This is a genomic window from Xenorhabdus beddingii (assembly GCF_002127545.1).
GTDB classification, from domain to species: domain Bacteria; phylum Pseudomonadota; class Gammaproteobacteria; order Enterobacterales; family Enterobacteriaceae; genus Xenorhabdus; species Xenorhabdus beddingii.
On record NZ_MUBK01000010.1, the window covers coordinates 42356 to 62348 of the forward strand.

General features: G+C 48.2%; 8 protein-coding genes. 6 read left to right on the top strand and 2 right to left on the bottom strand.

All coding sequences use genetic code 11. The features are described from left to right. The first annotated feature begins 299 nt into the window (after nucleotides 1-299). Nucleotides 300-11825, top strand: coding sequence for a non-ribosomal peptide synthetase (locus Xbed_RS07680; RefSeq protein ID WP_167371882.1), 11526 nt, complete (start codon nucleotides 300-302; stop codon nucleotides 11823-11825). Nucleotides 11826-12483: 658 nt separating this feature from the next. Further along, nucleotides 12484-14034 (top strand): tryptophan halogenase family protein, encoded by a 1551-nt coding sequence (locus tag Xbed_RS07685; RefSeq protein ID WP_086112341.1) that lies wholly within the window; start codon nucleotides 12484-12486, stop codon nucleotides 14032-14034. A gap of 103 nt (nucleotides 14035-14137) precedes the next feature. Here the strand turns inward: Xbed_RS07685 and Xbed_RS07690 are convergent, their stop codons facing one another. After that, nucleotides 14138-14914 carry an SDR family oxidoreductase gene (locus tag Xbed_RS07690; protein ID WP_086112342.1) on the bottom strand — a complete coding sequence of 259 codons (777 nt, stop codon included), beginning with the start codon at nucleotides 14912-14914 and terminating at the stop codon, nucleotides 14138-14140. 422 nt (nucleotides 14915-15336) lie between these two features. Then, complete coding sequence (gene hpaR / locus Xbed_RS07695) at nucleotides 15337-15786, bottom strand: homoprotocatechuate degradation operon regulator HpaR (protein ID WP_086112343.1); 450 nt, start codon at nucleotides 15784-15786, stop codon at nucleotides 15337-15339. Between the two features lie 384 nt (nucleotides 15787-16170). Here hpaR and Xbed_RS07700 point away from each other — a divergent pair, with 384 nt between their 5' ends. From Xbed_RS07700 to hpaD, 4 genes are all read left to right on the top strand, one after another. Further along, nucleotides 16171-16803, top strand: a complete 633-nt coding sequence (locus tag Xbed_RS07700; protein WP_086112344.1) for a fumarylacetoacetate hydrolase family protein — start codon at nucleotides 16171-16173, stop codon at nucleotides 16801-16803. Then, nucleotides 16800-17564 carry a fumarylacetoacetate hydrolase family protein gene (locus Xbed_RS07705; RefSeq protein ID WP_086112345.1) on the top strand — a complete coding sequence of 255 codons (765 nt, stop codon included), beginning with the start codon at nucleotides 16800-16802 and terminating at the stop codon, nucleotides 17562-17564. The genes Xbed_RS07700 and Xbed_RS07705 overlap by 4 nt, the downstream gene beginning before the upstream one ends. Then, nucleotides 17561-19027: a 5-carboxymethyl-2-hydroxymuconate semialdehyde dehydrogenase gene (hpaE, locus tag Xbed_RS07710; protein ID WP_086112346.1), complete on the top strand. Its 1467-nt coding sequence runs from the start codon at nucleotides 17561-17563 to the stop codon at nucleotides 19025-19027. The genes Xbed_RS07705 and hpaE overlap by 4 nt, the downstream gene beginning before the upstream one ends. A 71-nt stretch (nucleotides 19028-19098) precedes the next feature. Beyond that, on the top strand, nucleotides 19099-19965 hold the full coding sequence (gene hpaD, locus Xbed_RS07715) for a 3,4-dihydroxyphenylacetate 2,3-dioxygenase (protein WP_086112347.1): 867 nt from the start codon (nucleotides 19099-19101) through the stop codon (nucleotides 19963-19965). Nucleotides 19966-19993: the final 28 nt, after the last annotated feature.

A 19993-nucleotide genomic window follows, 5' to 3' on the forward strand; every position in this document is an offset into this window, starting at 1 on the left:
TTAATTTTGTTATGAAAGTATATTTTCAGGATAAACCGTTTCACATAACAATAATAACTATCAATTAATATAGTTATTTGAAACTTTTTTTATTTTTTCCAGCATTAACTCCGTAACGCAGGACAATACCTCTATATCAAGGATTAGCCCCCACAAATAGCAGAATACTTACCCAAATTAAAATACCGATAACAACCATAAATCACACTATTCGCCAGGACTGATTCAAAAAGGTTCACCTGTTGTTTGCTCAGATGAACACATTTTTATTTAACCCTAAATCCGAAGGAAGTATTCGTATGGACAACATTTTAGCTTCTCCATTTACTCATCTGTTCTGGAATGAATGGACTCTCGATCCTGATTCGTTTAAGTACAATATGGTTATTGACCAAACTATTCATGGCGATTTGGATAAAGATAGATTGGGCAGGTCTTTACGGGAATTAATAAATCAATACCCTTTACTAAAGTCCCGGCTTGATGAAGAAAATGGTGAATTATATTGGAAACCCTGCCCTGATTTAGAAAATCCACTGATCATTTTCGATAACGAAGAAAAACTACGGCAATTTGCCCTGTCGCCATTTGATTTAAAGCAAGGGCCGCTGATCCGGTTTGGGCTGTTCCCGCAGGCAGAAAAACAATTTCAGCTAGTGATTGTATTGCATCATATCGCGGTGGATGGCGAGAGTACTGAAGAGTTCTATCACGCCATATCCGACCTTTATAATCAACAGCCCCTACGTCATTCCCCGCTGACATTGGAACAAATTGCGGAAAAATTCGCACAATCTCGTCGAAAAGTCGCCATATTGGAAGAGCATCACCCTGAACAATTTTGGAAAACCTGCTTGGATGGCATGAATGCCAGCAACTCATTGCCCTATTTGTTTGCACCGGCATTACCTGCACAAACATTACCTTCACAAACATCACCTGCACAAATAAAAGATGAACAGGAACTGACCGGAGAATACCGTTTTAGCCTGTCATTAAAGGAGTGGCAACGCCTCAAACACTCCCTGCGGCACACGACCCCTTTCCTTATATTCAAAACATTATGGGCTGCATTGATTGCGCAATACTCTCCTGATAAGAAAGCGCATATCAGTTATCCCCTGGCTTTGACAGGCAGTGAATCCCTTTCAGTGGGAGCGCAAATTAATACCGCTATTTTCCCCCTCCAGTTGGATGACTCTGCCAGTTTTGCTTCGCTCTATCAGCACACGCTAAGTTATACTTCATCATTGAAAGCAGCGCCCGGCCTGCGTTTCTCATCCTGGCCGATCTTTCAGGTTCTCCGCGCTACCCCGGTTTGTCAGTTGAATGTGGCGCTATCTCAAGCCCATCTCAAAGATATCTGTCTGCAATTAGAGGGTTGTGAAGTCAGTTACAATCACCGGTTCAATAATGACTTAGCCAATTCAGAATTAGTACTGGAATATCAACAACAAGATGACCAATGGTCTTTTCGCATTCGTTATTTGCTTGACCGTTTTCACCCAACACAAATCGCAGTATTGGGAGAACAGTTCCAGCAATTACTGGTGAATGCCTTGACGGAGCCTGACAAGCCGCTGCGACAATTTCCTTTCCTGTCTCCCGCCCAAAGCAGGATGTTACTGGAGTTCGGGCAGCAGGGAAAAGCGGGAGAGATCCCGGCGACCACGCTCTATGAACGTTTCCAGCAACAGGCCAAACGACATCCGCAACGCCTTGCCCTCATCGACAATCAGCGCCAATTGAGTTATGCGGAATTGGAACAACGCAGCAATCAACTGGCTCACCTGATACAAAAGCGCTATCAGCAGGCCACCGGGCAATCGCTGTCTCCTGATACCTTGTTGCCTATTTGCCTGAACCGTGGGGTCGACATGGTGGTTGCTATGCTGGCGATCATGAAAGCCGGCGCGGCTTATCTGCCTCTTGACCCGCAAATCCCGTCCCAACGATTGGCCTATATTCTGACCGACAGCCAATCCCGGTTGGCGATTACGCAACAGGCACATCAGGCAAGATTGCGCGAACACGGCCAGGATCTGACTCTGCTGGCATTAGATAACCCCAAAGAGGATTATCGTGACCAACCAGACTGTTCCCCCGAATCAGCCGCAGGGCCACGTTCATTGGCCTATGCTATTTATACTTCTGGCACAACCGGGCGTCCGAAGGGAACGTTGTTAGAACATCGCGGCGTATTGACCATGCTGGGTGGCCTCCATTCTGTTCTCATTCAAGATACTCGTTGCCCTCAACGCTGGTTGCAGTTCGCTTCTCTGGCGTTTGATGCCCATGTCTTCGAAACGTTCATCAGCTTGTGTTTTGGTCATACGTTGGTGATTGCTTCGGAAGAAGAGCGCCATGATCTCGACCTATTAATAAAATTAATCGAACAATATCAGGTTGAGGGCACCATTCTTCCGCCGACCCTACTGAAAACAAAGCCGGCATTGCCTGCAAAGTTGCAAACCATTCTGGTTGGCGGCGAATCTACCCCGCAAGCCATTTTGGATCATTACACCCTGCAGGGGCGGCGATTGTTCAACGCTTATGGCCCGACTGAAGCCAGCGTATGCGCCACCATGCACCGTTATCAGGGAAATGGAGATAGCGATCGCAATATTGGTCAGCCGTTTCCCGGTATTCATGCCTATGTGTTAGATGATCAATTGCAGTTGGTGCCGATGGGAATGTGCGGCGAACTGTATCTTTCCGGGCCGGTGTTAGCCAGAGAATATCTGGGGCAACCCGAATTGACCGCACAGGCATTCATCACCAATCCTTTTGCGCAGCACGCCGATGATCAGCGGCTCTACCGCACCGGTGATCAGGCCCGCTGGCTGCCGAATGGTGAACTGGAATATCTGGGGCGCAGGGATTTTCAGGTCAAAATCCGCGGTCACCGGGTCGAATTGGCTGAAATCGAACAGGCGTTTATCGCGGCATCAGGGGTGAGTCAATGTACGGCGCAGGTACGGGGTCAGGATCGCTCGCATATTGTGGTCTACTATGTGTCGGATATCACCCTGAACGAAGATCATCTTCGCCGCACATTACCACTTTCCCTGCCGGATTACATGATGCCCTCAACATTCGTGCAGTTGGAAACCTTGCCCATGACGATCAATGGCAAGCTGGATGCCACCGCGTTACCCGAACCCGATTACAAGCAGAGCCACCACTTTTATCGTGCGGCCTCCACTGAACTGGAACACAAGCTGCAAACTATCTGGCAACGCATTCTGGGGCGGGATGAAATTGGTATTGATGATGACTTTTTCCATTTAGGGGGCGATTCTATTTCCGTTATCCGCCTGATTTCAGAAATGCGTCGCCAACAGTTGCCATGCAGCACCAAGCTATTACATCAATATCGCTCTATCTCCAAACTGGCAGAACAGTTAGTAGAGAAAAAACCGTTGTCAGGGACAAGCGAAACCCAAATGCTGCCTGCCGAACAGGGCATATTGCAGGGTGATTTTCCCCTGCATCCTATTCAGCATTGGTTTTTCGAACAGGCATTTTCTCACGCCAGCCACTGGAATCAGGCTTTCCTGATCCGGGTTCCGCCTTTGATGCCGCAAAAATTAGAGACTGCGATTCAGGCATTAACAGAACGGCACGATATGCTGCGAGCCGGTTTTTCTGCTGCCAGACACCAACACTATTGGGATCTCACGCAGCGGGCAGCCACTGCGCTGGAAATTTGTCATTATGATCAATTGAGCGAAAGCGAGTTCAATCATTGTCTGGATGCCTGGCAAAGTGATTTCGATATCGTCAATGGCCCGCTGTGGCGTTTTGCCTATATTGATGGCTATCCCGATGGTTCAGCGCGTATTTATTGTGCCCTGCATCACCTGATTGTTGATGCCGTATCATGGCGCATTTTGCTGGATGATTTAAAACAGCTTTATCATAGAGATGCTTATCATGGAGACGTGCTCGGTCCGAAAACTGCCAGCTATCGGCAATGGCAGGCTGCCCTGGCAGAACACATGCCTCACTTTGAGTCTCAACGTGAATTCTGGCAACAACAGTGTGTTGCACAATATGACTACCGTCCGTTGCTGGAGACCCACCACACCCGCCAATTCCTGTGGCAAACGCTGGCGTCACCGGCCAGTATCCACCTGCTGAATGTGACCCGTGGGGCGGCGACCTTCAAGCCCAATGAAGTCTTGTTGACTGCCCTGTTGCATACACTGGAGCATTTCAGCGGACGCTCAAATCACACGTTGCTATTGGAAGGACATGGCCGCCAACTTCCAGCCATTCAGTTAGATGTTGGCCGGACTTTGGGCTGGTTTACTGCCCTGTATCCCCTGCATTTTTCTGCCCATGGTGAAAAAACCATTTCTTTGCAGCAAGTCCACGCAACGCTGGCCAATGTACCGGATGCAGGGATGGCATACGGCGCCCTACGCAGCACGCTTTCCTTGCCTTATCCGGCGGTTGTGTTCAATTATCTGGGGCAGTTGCAGGCGCATGAGTCACCGGAACAGGGGAGTGACTGGCAAATCACGGCCGAACAAGCGGGTCAGACAGTCCACCCCGGTAATCTGGATCGCGGTTTACTGACCCTTAACATCTGGTTTATCGGCCAAAATCTGCACTATCGCTGGGACGGTTTGTTGAGCCAAACACAGATGGCTCAGTTAAACCAACATTTCCAGAATGCCTTGGTATCAGTCATCGATCATATTGCCTCGTCTAGCGATACCACTCTTACCGGAACAATTCTTACCGGGACAATTCTTACCGATACCGTCCTGCCAGACAGGGATTGCGGGGTTGATGCGGCTTTACTGGCAAGACTGCCAGCAGGATTAGAACCGATTTGGGTCTATCCGGCCAATAGCCTGCAACAAGGGTTTATTCACCATCACCTAAGCCATCCGCATAATTCAATCTACCATTTTCAATTTATCTTGGATTACGCACAGCCCATCGAACCGCGTCATTACCGCAAGGCTTGGCTCTGCGCACAACAAAAATATCCTATATTGCGCACGGGCTTTGACTGGCAGGGAACGCCTCAGCAAATTGTGTTCCAACATGCTGAACTGTCATGGCAATACCATGACCTCAGTACCCATTCCGATCAGGAACAAGCACTGGCTGAACTCAGCCACCAGCAAAACAATCAGCCTTTCGACCTGCGTCAACCTGAATTGATGCGGGTTTGTCTGGTCAGGCTGGCAGCGGATCGATACAGCCTGATTTGTACCAGTCACCATATTATTATCGATGGTTGGAGTAATCAGATCTTGCTGGAGTACGTTCACCGCGTTTATCAACAATTACATGATCAACAATTGCATGATCAACAACGACAGGCAGGCCAATCGCCGGATATCGACAACGATACCGCTTATCTGGCGACTCAGCGTTATTACGCCAGCCATGCAGAAGAGTGCCGCAACCACTGGCAGCAACTCGGTATCGAGCATTGGGAGAGCACCGATATTTCTCTGTTATTGAATGCCCCGGACAAGGGAGCATCAGAAGTTCAGGCAGCCGTGCATCACACATTACCTGATGCGGTTGCTTTGTCATTGCAGGAAACCGCCCGCAATCACGGACTGACACTCAATATCATGTTGCAATTCGCCTGGCACAAGTTACTGCACCTGTTTAGCCAACAAACTCAAACGATTGTCGGTATCACCTTGTCTGGCCGCAATCATCCGGTTTCAGGGATAGAAAACAGTGTCGGTCTGTTTATCAATACTTTACCCCTTTCCATGGATTGGGAGCCGCAACTGACCTGCCTGCAACAGCTTCGCACTCTTCATCAACGCATGATTGATTTGGAGACTTACAGCTATCAACCTCTGGCGGAATTGCCATTCAGGGGGGAAAAACTGTTCCAAACCCTGTTTGTCTATGAAAACTACCCGACAACCGAACTGGGCACCATGCAGGCCAGCTTAAGAGCCGCTAAGGGGGATACCGACTATCCGCTGAACCTGATTGCCGAAGGTGATGTAGAACAAGGTCTGAGGCTTTCTCTGGCTTACAAACCCAGTTGCCTTGATGCCGAGCGGGGCAATGCCATTCTGGAGATGTTAAGTCTATTGTTGGCTCGCCTGCCTTCCCATCTCCATTACCCACACCAACGGTTGTCAGCGCTGAGTGATGAGCGGCGCAGACAACTCTTAGAAGAGTGGGCTTTTGCCGCGTCAGGATCTGAAACATGGGAACCCTGTACGCTGCACGGCTTGCTGGCAAAACAAGCGCGGCTGACCCCGCAACTTCCCGCATTAATGGATGATCACCGGACGCTGAGCTATCAAGAGCTGGATGATATTTCATCACGTTATGCGGTTCAGCTCCGTGTCCTGTACCGCCATCGTTTCCAGCGTGAACTGGAGCCGGGTGAACTGATTGGCCTGTGCTGCAAGCGCAGCATCGATATGATTGTCGCACTGCTGACCATTCTAAAATCGGGTGCGGCTTATGTCCCGATGGATACCAAATCCCCCACAGAAAGGCTGGATTACATCCTGCAAGACAGCAAGATGAGTCTGGTACTGACTGAACCGGATCTGGCATCCCTGTTTGAGCGCCCCAATCTGCAACGGCTTTACCTGAGCGAGCTGGCGGAAGCGGCACCTATTGACGATATCGGGTCGCTTCTGCCACAAGTGGAGCCCGATCAACTGGCCTATGTGATTTACACCTCCGGCACGACAGGCAAGCCAAAGGGAACCCTGATAGAACACCGGGGCACGGCAAGCATGGCGCGCAGCCTGCTCTCCAGAATGGGTTTGGGAGCGGCGCAACCCGGCCTTCGCTTCCTGCAATTTTCTTCCCTTGTCTTTGATGCCCATTTGATGGAGAGCTTCCCGGCATTTGTCGGTGGTCACACTCTAGTCGTAGCCTCTGACGCACAACGTTATGATTTGCAGGAACTGCAAACATTGTTGCAGAAGCGGCAAATGAGTTATGCCATGTTGCCTCCGGCATTGCTCAAACTTAAGCCAACCCTGCCGGATAGTCTGCAATGGCTGGCGATCGGCGGTGAAGCGGTATCTCAGGATGTATTGGATCACTATGCCGCACAGGGACGCAACGTGTTCAACTGTTACGGCCCAACCGAAGACAGTGTGTGTGCCACCGTTAACCCCTATCGTTATAATGGTGCCACCAATATCGGCAGGCCATTGGCCCAGAATGGCGCCTATGTGCTGGATACCCACCTGCAACCCCTGCCTGTCGGCGTGCCGGGTGAGTTATTCCTGTCAGGCATCGGCTTGTCCCGGGGTTATCTGAACCAACCCGTATTGAGTCAGGAAAAATTTATTGCTAATCCATACCAGCAGCACCCTGATCATCCGCGCTTATATCGCACCGGCGATATTGTGCGCTGGCTGGATGACGGTTCATTGGAGTACCTTGGCCGCAATGACAGTCAGGTGAAAATTCGCGGACATCGGATCGAACTTGGCGAAATTGAGAGTGTACTCGCCACGGTAGCCGGTGTTGATCAGGCGGTCGCCATCATTCATGGCAAGGAATCGCCCCGAATCGTTTGTTACTATACGTCAACCCGTGGGGTGGAACCCGCCGAAATCCGGCAATCACTCACTCAAATGTTGCCTAACTATATGCAGCCCAGTGCCTTGATTCCGCTGCCCCTGATCCCGATGACCATCAATGGCAAGCTGGATCGTCGTAAGTTTCCGGCCCCTGCCTTTACGGATTTACAGCAGGGATATTCCCCCGCAGAAACCCCTCTGCAACAGCAATGCTGCGATATCTGGGCAGAATTGTTGCCCTCTGAACGTATCGGTATCGACGATAACTTTTTCCAACTGGGCGGCAATTCCATCATGGCGATTCAGTTGAGTAACCGTCTCAGTCAGGCATTGCAACGCCAGATCCCCCTGGCTGCACTGAATCAGCATCCTACCGTCAGATCGCTGTGCACTTTCTTGTCCAGCCACACAGAACAACTTGACGCAATCCCCAAAGCCGATTTGCAACGCAGCGTGCTGTCCTTTTCACAAATGCGGCTCTGGTTCATTGAAACGCTGATGCAGGAAAATAATATCTATCATATCCCGCTATTATTCAGTCTGCGGGCGGATACCCAAATGGACAGTTTTGTCCGCAGCCTGCAGGCCGTCGTCTGCCGCCATCAGGTATTGCGCTGTACTTTTGGGCAAAACGAGGATCTTGAGGACAGTGATAAGGGCGCGTTTTTCCTGCAAGCCCATGATGAAATGTTGCAGGTTCCCCGCGTTGAAGTACAGGCCGATGCGTGGTGCGATTTCTTGCATCAGGAGATTTTCCGCATCTTTGATTTGCGCCATGAATACCCCATCAGGGCTAAACTATTGCAACGCATTGAAGCCGATGGGCAAGTTTCCCATTTCTGCCTGATCAACATTCATCACATCAGTTTTGATGGTTGGTCGCTGAATGTCTTGTTGAAGGAATTAGCCGAGTTTTATGCCGCAGAATTGAACCAACGTCCACCGGCATTACCTCCGCTGCCTATTCAATATACAGATTATGCCGTCTGGCAACAGCAATTGTTGTCGGGCGATAAACTGGAACCCCTAAAACAGTTTTGGCTACAACAGTTGCAGAACAGCGCCCAATTGGCACTTCCCTGTGACTATCCCCGCCCCGATATTTTTGACCACCAGGGTCACACCATAACCTTTTCTCTCGCGCCAGCATTGAGTCACTCCCTGCGGCAACTGGCACGCCAATTGGGTGTCACCTTACATGCCGTCTTGTTGACCGGGGTGAATTTCTTGCTGGTCAGGTATTGCGGTCAGCACGACATTATCGTCGGCAGCCCCATCGCCAATCGTTCACATCCACAGTTGGAACCGCTGATTGGCATGTTTGTCAATATGTTGGTGCTGCGCAATCAGATAGCGCCCGACTGGAGTGTGACTGAACAAATCCGTCAGGTCTCCGCCAATACCATGACCAGCCAGCAACATCAGGATATGCCGTTTGAGAAACTGGTTGAGTTCCTGAACTTGAAACGTGATCTATCACGCCATCCGCTGTTTCAGGTCTCTTTCTCGCTGGAACAAAAAGCGCATGAGATTGATGCCCCCTTCACCCTACAGAGTCTGGTGGATGAGTATGATGTTGCCAAATTTGATCTCGGTTTCTATTTTGAAGACGGTCATGAAGCCCTGTCTGGTAGTCTCAACTATGCCACTGCGCTGTTTGCACCAGACACGATGAATGGAATGATCAAACAGTTACAAAATATATTGATGCAGATGGTGGCGCATCCTGAGCAAGGGGTGAAAAACATCAGCCTCTATTCACCGGAAGAGAGAATGGCATTACTGAAACCGCCCATGGAAAGGCAAGATCCGGCTCTCTACCGCCATCCGCTGTATCAGGGGATCCTCGATTGGGCTAAACAGTACCCCAATGATATCGCATTAATTGATGCCATCGGCCAATGCAGCTACGCACAACTGCTCCAGTCTGCCCAGCGATTGGCGGCACAAATCCATCAACACCCTTGCAATCAGTCAGAACTGATTGCGGTTCAGATCAGCAAAGGGCGGGCGCAAATCATCGCGGTTCTGGCGATTTTACTGGCGGGGCGGGCTTATGTGCCGATGGATATCTCCTGGCCTCAATCGCGTTGCCTGAAAATTATGGAGCAAACCGGGGCACAATGGGTCATCAGTACCAAACCGTGGGCAACAAAAGCCTATGGCACCCTCCAACTTGCTCCTGACGGAAGCGCCCTGCACTTGCCGGCGCCGGAACCGATGCCACTCCCTGTTCCTATCCGCTGTGACAGTCTGGCGTATGTGATTTTCACGTCCGGCTCTACCGGAACACCGAAAGGCGTGGCTATCCGCCATGACACCGCGAATAACACCTTGATGGACATCAACCGTAAGTTGAACATCGGGCGGGGAGATACTTTGCTGGCACTCAATGCCCTGTGCTTTGATCTGTCGGTTTATGACATCTTCGGTATTTTGGGGGCGGGAGGAAAGCTGGTTATTCCTGACGAAGCACAGCGATATCAACCTGATGTCTTGTTGAGCCTGATCCATGAACACCACGTCACTCTCTGGAATGCCGCCCCCGCGTTGTTCGAGCTACTCTTGCAGGAAGTGGAAAGCCGGCCAAAACTGCCTATCGTTGCAATGGACAGAGTACTGTTATCCGGTGATTGGGTTCCCGTTAACCATATACCGCGTTGCCGTGACTGGCTGCCGGGCTGCCGTATCTTCACCGGCGGTGGTGTCACCGAAGCCTCAGTCTGGTCGATTTTATTCGAAGTCCCCCCCGGCGCCAGCTATAGCCAGAGCATTCCTTATGGTAAAGCGTTAGCCAATCAGGTTTTCCTGATCTTGGATAGTGATCTGGAGCCTGTGCCCGCTCAAGCCATCGGGGAAATGTATATCAGTGGCATCGGCTTGGCGATAGGTTACTATCAAGACCCGATCCGCACGGAAGAACGCTTCATCCAGCACCCGATCAGTGGTGAGCGCATGTATCGCACGGGCGACTTGGGTCGCTGGCTGCCGGATGGCAATATTGAATTCTTAGGCCGGGCAGATAGTCAGGTTAAAATTAATGGCTACCGGGTTGAGCTGGGGGAAATTGAAAATACGCTGATGGCCGTGGCAGGTATCCGCCAGTGTGCATTGGTCAAAATCAGGGGATCATCGGATAGTCTGGCCGCGTATTATGTCAGTGATGAGTCTGTTGATGAAACTGATTTACGCCAGCAGCTCGCCCAAACACTACCACCGTATATGGTGCCGTCTGTGTTAGTGCAACTGCCTGAACTACCGCTGAATTCCAGTGGCAAAATCGACCGCAAACAACTGTCGGCACTCCATCACTTCGCGCCAAAACAGCATCACTATCAAGCGCCGCAAACGGAACAGGAGCAACAACTCTGTCAGCTCTGGCAGCAAAAACTGGGTCTGGAGCACGTTGGCGTCAACGATGACTTTTTTGAATGTGGCGGCACGTCCATTCTGGCAATCCCGGTCTGCCAACAGATGTCCGCTTTGCTGGGACAATCAATCCCGGTGATGGAACTGTTTAAACAACGTAACATCCGGGGCATTCTGGGCAGCCTTGAATATCGATTGGTACAGCCGCTGAACAAAAAATCAACCCAAGAAACCTTGTGGATGATCCATCCCGCAATGGCAGGATGCGAAGTATATTTGGATCTTGCCAACACGCTGGAAGGTCAAATGCATTGTCTGGGAGTTGATAATTACAATCTGTACCATCGGCCGTTAATCACTTCATTGCATGATATTGCCCGCTTCTATCTGGAACAGATGGAGCGCTATCAGCCGTTGACACAAGGGCCAGTCCATATTTTGGGCTGGTCAATGGGTGGATTGATTGCGCTGGAGATCGCCGCTCAACTGGAAGCAAGGGGGATCACAGACATCCATCTCTATTTACTCGACAGTTTCTATCGGGTCAGCTTAAGTTCCATGCACCCGAGCTGGCGGCAAATGTTGTTGCAGGAGTTGGGGCTGGAAGGCGATGCCGCAGCACGGGCACTGGAGGCTGGCCCGGCGGACGACACCATTTGCCAAAGTGAGCTTTCCCAACATTTGCAACACAGTCAGGTCACCCTGTTCAAAGCCACCCGGCAGCCGAAACTCCATACCCAGTTCACTCAGCAGGGAATGACATCGGCGGCAGAGGCAATGTCTGCCAGTGACAACCATATAGGGCAAGTCTGCCAACATCTGTCCGTCATCCCCCTGCTTTGTGATCACCACGATATTATCGAGCAGCAGCCACAGATTATTGAGGGAGTGTTAGAAATGGCAGATTAGATCCGTTTGTTGGATTGAATGAATTTGTTGTAGGAAAAAGGCGCAATTTTTTGGGATATAACACCGATTAATTGCGCCTTAGGCTCCTATTCCCAATCGGAAAAAATACACGATGAAGTGATCGGGACTTTCATTGAGCGTGAATGCAGGGTATCTTTGGTTTCAATGTCAATCATAAATAAAAATTACAATAATTTATAATACGTTGCCACAACAATCATAAAGTCCACCAAATGAAGTTTACAGCTTGTGACAAGGCTGATATTATCATTCTTACTTTAATTTATGTAAAAAAGACCTTATTAAAGGGATTTCTAACTATATAAATTTACGTATATTTTAAATAGTGAAATTCATACATTTTATTGATATTAAACATAATCAATGCGTACTCCCACAGTCAAGTGGACACCTCATTAATATATTAGTGTAATCATAATCTTATAAAACATAGCGTTAATACAAATAAGTTTTCATAATAGTGACACACTGAAATTCCGGAAACCCCTTATTCTCCTCAGTGTGGGGAGTCAGTCAGTGTCCTACAATTTTGGAATTTCATTTATATTCAAAAAATTAATTGTGAAAAATAAAAGTTAAAGGGTTTGTTTTTCATTAATATTCTTTTATCTGCGTATCTATTATAAATAGAGGTCACATGGTAAAGTCAGTATTAATCGTCGGTGGCGGTATGGCAGGTTGGATGACGGCGGCTTATTTGGCAAAAGCCTTTGCTCAAAATGTTAAAATCACCGTCGTAGAATCAAAGAAGATAAAAAAAATAGGGGTAGGCGAAGCTACATTCAGTACCATCCGCCATTACTTTGATTATCTTGGATTAGATGAAACCGAATGGTTAACGGAATGCGCAGGAAGTTATAAATTAGGTATTAGATTCGAGAATTGGGATGGGAAAGATCAGCATTTTTACCATCCCTTTGAACGTTGGAAAGTGGTTAAAGGTTTTCCTATTTCTGAATGGTGGTTAAGAAAAGACATTAAAGATCAAAATTTTGACTATGCCACTTTTTTGACCCCTCATCTGTGTGAGGCAAAGCGGTCTCCCAGAAGGTTGGATGGCTCCCTTTTCGTGCAATCTTCTGATGGGGGTCTTGGTCAATCAACATTGGCAGAACAGCGGGATCAATTTCCCTATGCTTATCATTTTGATGCGGATAACGTTGCAAGTTTCCTTCAACGCTACGCAATAAATCGAGGTGTTGACCATATAGAAGGTGATGTGGCTCATATCGAAATTGATAAATATGATGGAAGTATAGGATTTCTGGAAATAAAGGAACACGGAAAACTTAACGCTGATCTTTATATTGATTGTACTGGATTCAAGGGATTATTAATTAACCAAACATTGAATGAGCCATTTATAAGTTTTTCAGATGTGCTAAAAAATAACCGGGCAGTGGCCTTGCGGGTACCGAGAGAGGATATTAGTGATATTGACCCCTATACAACCGCGCGAACGATGTCCAATGGTTGGCGTTGGACCGTTCCTTTATATAAGAGGAATGGTTATGGGTACGTATACTGTGATAAATATCAAAGCCCTGAAGAAGCTGAAGCTGAGTTGAGAAAATCCATTCCCTATGAAAATTCAGATTGTGTTGCCAATCACATTCCCATGAGAATTGGCCGTAGTCATCGCTCTTGGGTGAAAAACTGTGTCGCAATTGGCCTATCAAGCGCATTTTTTGAACCGTTGGAATCAACGGGAATTTTTTTCATTCAACATGGGATTGAACAGCTTGTTAGGTTTTTTCCGGGAAGTAACAATAATGAACGACTTATTGAAGAATATAATACCAGAGTTAATCATGCTGTTGACGGAATCAAAGAGTTCCTTTTGCTTCATTTCTCATTAGCTCAACGTAATGATACTGTATATTGGAAAGAATGGAAAAAGGTTAAATTACCCAAAGCACTCGTGAAAAAAATAATGTTATCCAAAAATCATTTACTGGACAAAGAAACTATCTACCCTTTCTACCACGGTTTTGAAGAATATTCGTGGAATACGATGATCCTGGGTTTGTGCTCAGAGACTATAATGAGCAGACCCGCATTGTCATTAATTCCGCCGGATGAAGCAGATGAAATATTATTGCAACATTATACTAAAGCAGAAAATATGATAAATAGCTTACCAACATGCCATGAATATTTACGGCACCTGCATAATTCAAAAAAATAAACTGATATCAGATAAAAGCTGGCCTCTGGAGAGAGGCAGGCGCCTCTCAGTCATCCTTGGGAGCATAGATAAACAACAATTCAGCCTGTTTATTGATCGCTGATTATTCAACATCCTGAAACGTCGGGCCTTGGAAGTAAATGGCTTTAATGTGGCAACTGCGGGGCTGGGTGATAACAAACCGTAAGGTTTCCCATACTGAACGGCCATTGAGCATCTGTTTTCCCATTGATTTGGAATTGGTTTTGGGATTAGCCAGCTTTTCATCAAAGCCATTAAGTTCAAAGTCAGGGGGATAAAGCCCGGTCACGCGAATATTTTCTTTGCTTAAGTGATGGGCTAAATTCTGGCTAAAACCACTCATGGCATGTTTGGCGGCAAAGAATGCCGGATGGGCGACAGATTCGGTAAATTGAGGAATGCCACAAACCGATACCATTGCAACAATATCCGCACCTTGTGACTGACGCAGGCTTGGCAATAATGCTCTGGTCAGCAGGATGGAACCCGTGATACCCGAATTCACGGTGCCAACGATATCAGCTTCGCTGTCACCCTCTCCCAAATGCCCTTCCAGCCATTGCGCAGCACTCAAGATCAGAATATCAATAGGCTGGTTGTCTTGCAGCAACTGAGTGGCAAAATCGCTGACAGACTGAGCATCACTCATATCACATTGATAGCCCCTGGCTATGCCACCTTCACCACGAATAATCTGGCATGTCGCTTCAGCGCTGGATAATTGGCGGGCACAGAGATCAACATGCGCACCTTCCCGTGCCAACCAAACAGAAACGGCTTGCCCAAAGTCGCGCCCTCCGCCAGTCACAACAACGCGCTTACCCTGCAAAACACTCGATCCGTTAACTTCATTGAACATGATGTCGGTTTTCCTTATATCAGTAATAAAGCGGGATGCTTCAAATACGAAACTTTTCTTCTGAAACTATTTTTTCGATATTTAAATTAACCATCAATAAAAAAACCAGAATAACAAATATAACTATATTTGCTATAAATAAGTTTTCATAATAGTGATACACGGCAATAATAGTGATACACGGAAATAAGCAGGCGTAATAGCATCAAATCACTGGCAATCATGGGGAAACACTTCAATTTCCCTACTAAAAACCAACACTCATTTTAAGGGTTTTCCCTTACTTTTTCTCCTTCAATAACCTCAATAAATAGGAAAACCACCGCAATATACTGCATCAATATCCTTAGCCAATTTATTACGGTGGTCTTTATGCTTCGATTGATAAATTAACCAATTAATACATTAATAAAACCTTAAACCTACAATTCGCGCTCTTCACTTAAATCTTCTTGAGCGTGTTTTCCAATGGCAATAAATTCGTCCAATAACCCTAAAAGTTGTGTTAGCTTTTCTGAAGAGAAGGCATCCTCAATCGCTTTATAGCCCTCTTCAACCTGCCCTTTTGCCTGCTCATAAAGCTCCTGGCCCGCCGGGGTCAGGGAAACATACAGCTTACGCTGATCATTCATGGGCTTCAGGCGGAAGATCAGCCCATCACGTTCCATGCGCGTCAAAATACCGGTAAGACTCGGACGTAGGATGCAAGTGAAGCAAGCCAGGTCATGAAAATCAATAGAACGGCTACTCGCAAGTACGCGAATAATACGCCATTGTTGTTCTGTTAAATTATAACTCTTCAAAATAGGCCGAAAAAAACCCATGGAGGTTTCTCTCGCTTGAAGTAATGCAATTGTCAGGGATTCATGCATAAGTAAAGGTGACTCTTTAGTTAATCGCTAGCCATTTTCTATAAATTTAACGCGCACGCTACTTATTATAGACAACATAAACATCAAAAAGACTAACACGCTCATAATTATCTACAAAGGGAAAAGACTTCAATATTAACAAATAAATAAAATTATCTCGCCAAGAAAAGTTAACATAAAGTTAAATCTAATCCCAAATGACCTCGACGAAAAATATAACAGGTTGATCTTATGTGGTAAGAATTGTCGAAGACAATAGCCTGTTACATAGATCACAATTAAAATTAACAATTGGATTAACATATTGAAGATTGCCGCTACATAGTTTATTAATATATTAACAACACCCTCTCTATACATCGCTTAGGCTTCAAGGAGTTGTCAATGAAAGGCACAGTCTTTGCCGTCGCCCTAAACCACCGTAGCCAGATCGATTTCTGGGATGGGGCGTTTCACGAAATACCTTATAAAACACCACCAAAAACGCCAATTTGGTTTATCAAACCCCGCAACACCGTGATTGGCTCAGGGGATATCATTCCTCATCCGATCGGAGAAACGGTACAAAGCGGCGCAACTCTGGCACTGCTGATTGGCAAAACCGCCCGTAAAGTGTCTGTTCAGGATGCAGAGCAATACATTGCCGGATACGCACTGGCAAATGAAGTCAGTCTGCCGGAAACCTCATTTTATCGTCCTGCCATTAAAGCAAAATGTCGGGATGGTTTTTGTCCGCTGGGTCAAATGACCAAGGTAAGATCGGTGGGATCGCTTGATATCGTCACTGAGATCAATGGGCTCGAAGCGGATCGTTGGTCAACCCAAGATCTTGTCCGTTCAGCCCCGGAATTGCTGGTGGCCTTAAGTGAATTCGCGACCTTGAAAGAAGGCGATATCATCCTGCTGGGAACTCCCCGCCAACGTGTTACTCTCCATCCTGACGATCAGGTCACGATCAAGGCTGACGGCTTCCCTAACCTGGAAAATACGGTTGTACTCGCAGGAGGTCAGGTATGAGACACGCCAAAATTCATTATCAGGGTCAGGTGCAGAATGTCACCGTTGATGAACAGGAGAATATTTTGCTGCCTGATGGCAGTACCGTCAGCGGTGAACAGGTTTTGTGGCTTCCTCCCGCCAACGGAACCCTGTTCGCGTTGGGGCTGAATTATGCCGATCACGCCACAGAGCTGGCGTTTAAGCCGCCGGAAGAACCCCTGATATTTATCAAGGCAGCCAATAGCTTAACGGGGCACCGTCAGGTTTCTGTCCGCCCCGATAATGTGGACTACATGCATTATGAAGCAGAACTCGTTGTGGTGATTGGCAAACCCGCGCATCAGGTTTCCAGAGAAAATGCGCTGGACTACGTTGCGGGTTATACCGTTTGTAATGATTACGCCATCCGGGACTATCTGGAAAATTACTATCGCCCCAATCTGCGGGTAAAAAGCCGCGATACACTGACGCCGATTGGCCCGTGGATCGTGGATAAAAGTGCGGTCGCCGACCCCCACCATCTCACGTTGAGAACATGGGTAAATGGTGAGTTGCGTCAACAGGGCACAACCGCCGATTTGATCTTCGATATTCCTTTCCTGATCGCCTATCTCAGTGATTTTATGACATTGCAACCGGGCGACATGATTGCCACAGGAACGCCAAAAGGGTTGTCCAATGTTGTTCCCGGAGATGAAGTCATCGTGGAAGTGGAAAGCGTGGGGCGTTTAGTGAATCACATTATCAGCCAGCAAGAATATGAGGAGAGTTTGTTATGACCACGGTTAATCACTGGATCAACGGCAAGAACGTCGGCAGCAAAACCTATTTCGAAACCACCAATCCCGCGACCGGTGAAGTTCTGGCTGAAGTGGCATCAGGCGGACAAGCGGAGATAGATCAGGCGGTGGCGGCCGCCAAAGACGCTTTCCCGAAATGGGCAGAAACCCCAATGAAAGAACGGGCCAGGCTGATGCGCCGTTTGGGTGAGCTTATTGACCAGCATGTTGCCGGCATTTCTGCTATCGAAACTCAGGATACCGGTCTGCCGATCCACCAGACGCAAAATGTGTTGATCCCACGGGCTTCCCAGAATTTCAATTTCTTCGCGGAAATCTGCCAGCAGATGAACGGAAATACCTATCCCGTTGATGACAAGCTGCTCAATTATACCTTAATTCAACCCGTCGGGGTTTGTGCGTTGATCTCCCCGTGGAATGTACCGTTCATGACGGCAACATGGAAAGTTGCCCCTTGTCTGGCTCTGGGAAATACAGCGGTTTTGAAGATGTCCGAACTTTCCCCACTGACCGCCAATCGCTTGGGGGAACTGGCATTGGAAGCCGGTATTCCGGCGGGTGTGCTCAATGTGGTACAGGGCTACGGCAACACGGCGGGCGATGCGCTGGTGAAACATCACGATGTGCGCGCCATTTCTTTCACCGGTGGAACAGCAACCGGTCGCTTAATCATGCAAAATGCCGGGCTGAAAAAGTATTCGATGGAACTGGGTGGAAAATCTCCGGTTCTGATCTTTGAAGATGCCGATATTGAACGCGCGCTGGACGCCGCCTTATTCACCATTTTCTCCATCAATGGTGAACGCTGCACGGCAGGTTCCCGTATTTTCATCCAAGAAAGCATCTACCCTGAATTCGTCAAGCGCTTTGCCGAACGAGCCAATCGGCTTCGTGTCGGAGATCCCCAGGATCCCCATACTCAGATTGGCAGTTTGATCAGCCGGCAGCACTGGGAAAAAGTGTCCGGCTATATCCGGTTGGGCGTCGAAGAAGGCGCGACATTGTTAGCGGGCGGCCCCGATAAACCCGCAGATTTACCGGCCCATCTGCAAAATGGTCATTTCCTGCGTCCCACCGTATTGGCGGATGTCGATAACCGGATGCGCGTGGCGCAGGAAGAGATTTTCGGACCGGTGGCCTGCCTGCTGCCGTTCAAGAGCGAAGAGGACGGGCTGCGCATGGCCAATGAGGTGGAGTATGGTCTGGCCTCCTATATCTGGACGCAGGATGTGAGTAAAGTTTTACGTCTGGCACGCGGCATTGAGGCCGGTATGGTGTTCGTCAATTCGCAGAATATTCGTGACCTGCGCCAGCCATTTGGTGGGATAAAAGCCTCCGGTGTGGGGCGTGAAGGTGGAAAATACAGTTTTGACGTGTTTGCCGAAGTGAAGAACGTCTGTATCTCTATGGGGGATCATCCTATTCCCCGCTGGGGCGTTTGATTCATCAGAAATGTAATGACTTTTTTTCAGCGTTAACCACGGTTCGCCATCCTAATATCAAGTGAGGATCTATGGGAAAGTTAGCGTTAGCCGCAAAAATTACACACGTACCGTCTATGTACCTGTCTGAATTGCCGGGTAAACACTATGGCTGCCGGCAAGGTGCGATTGACGGACATAAAGAGATCAGCCGCCGTTGCCGCGAGATGGGCGTAGATACCATTATCGTGTTCGATACCCACTGGCTGGTGAACAGTGCCTATCACATTAACTGTTCTGACCATTTTTCGGGCATTTATACCAGCAATGAATTACCGCATTTTATCCGTGACATGGCCTACGAGTACGACGGCAATCCCGAACTGGGGCGGATGATTGCAGAGGAAGCACGTCAGATGGGTGTTCGTGCCCAGTCACACGAGATCCCAAGCCTGAAACTGGAATATGGCACGCTGGTGCCGATGCGCTATATGAATAGTGACCGCCATTTCAAGGTGATTTCCATTTCTGCCTTTTGTACTGTCCACGCTTTTGAAGATAGCCGCAAACTGGGGGCCGCCATTTTGCGGGCAATTGAGAAATACGACGGCACGGTTGCCGTGCTGGCAAGCGGTTCACTGTCACACAGTTTTATTGAAGATCAACGCGCCGAAGAAGGTATGAACAGCTATACCCGCGAATTTGATGAGCAAATGGATCACCGCGTCGTGCAGCTTTGGAAAAAGGGCAAATTCAAGGAGTTCTGCAAGATGCTGCCGGAATATGCGCACTATTGCCGGGGTGAAGGCAATATGCACGATACCGTGATGCTGCTTGGGCTGCTGGGTTGGGAGGATTATGAGGGTAAAGTGGAGTTTCTGACCGAATTGTTCCCAAGTTCAGGAACCGGGCAAGTGAATGCCGTTTTCCCATTACCGGATTCTATCGCCAATCAATAACGCTTAAAAAACAGGGTAATGAAAAACC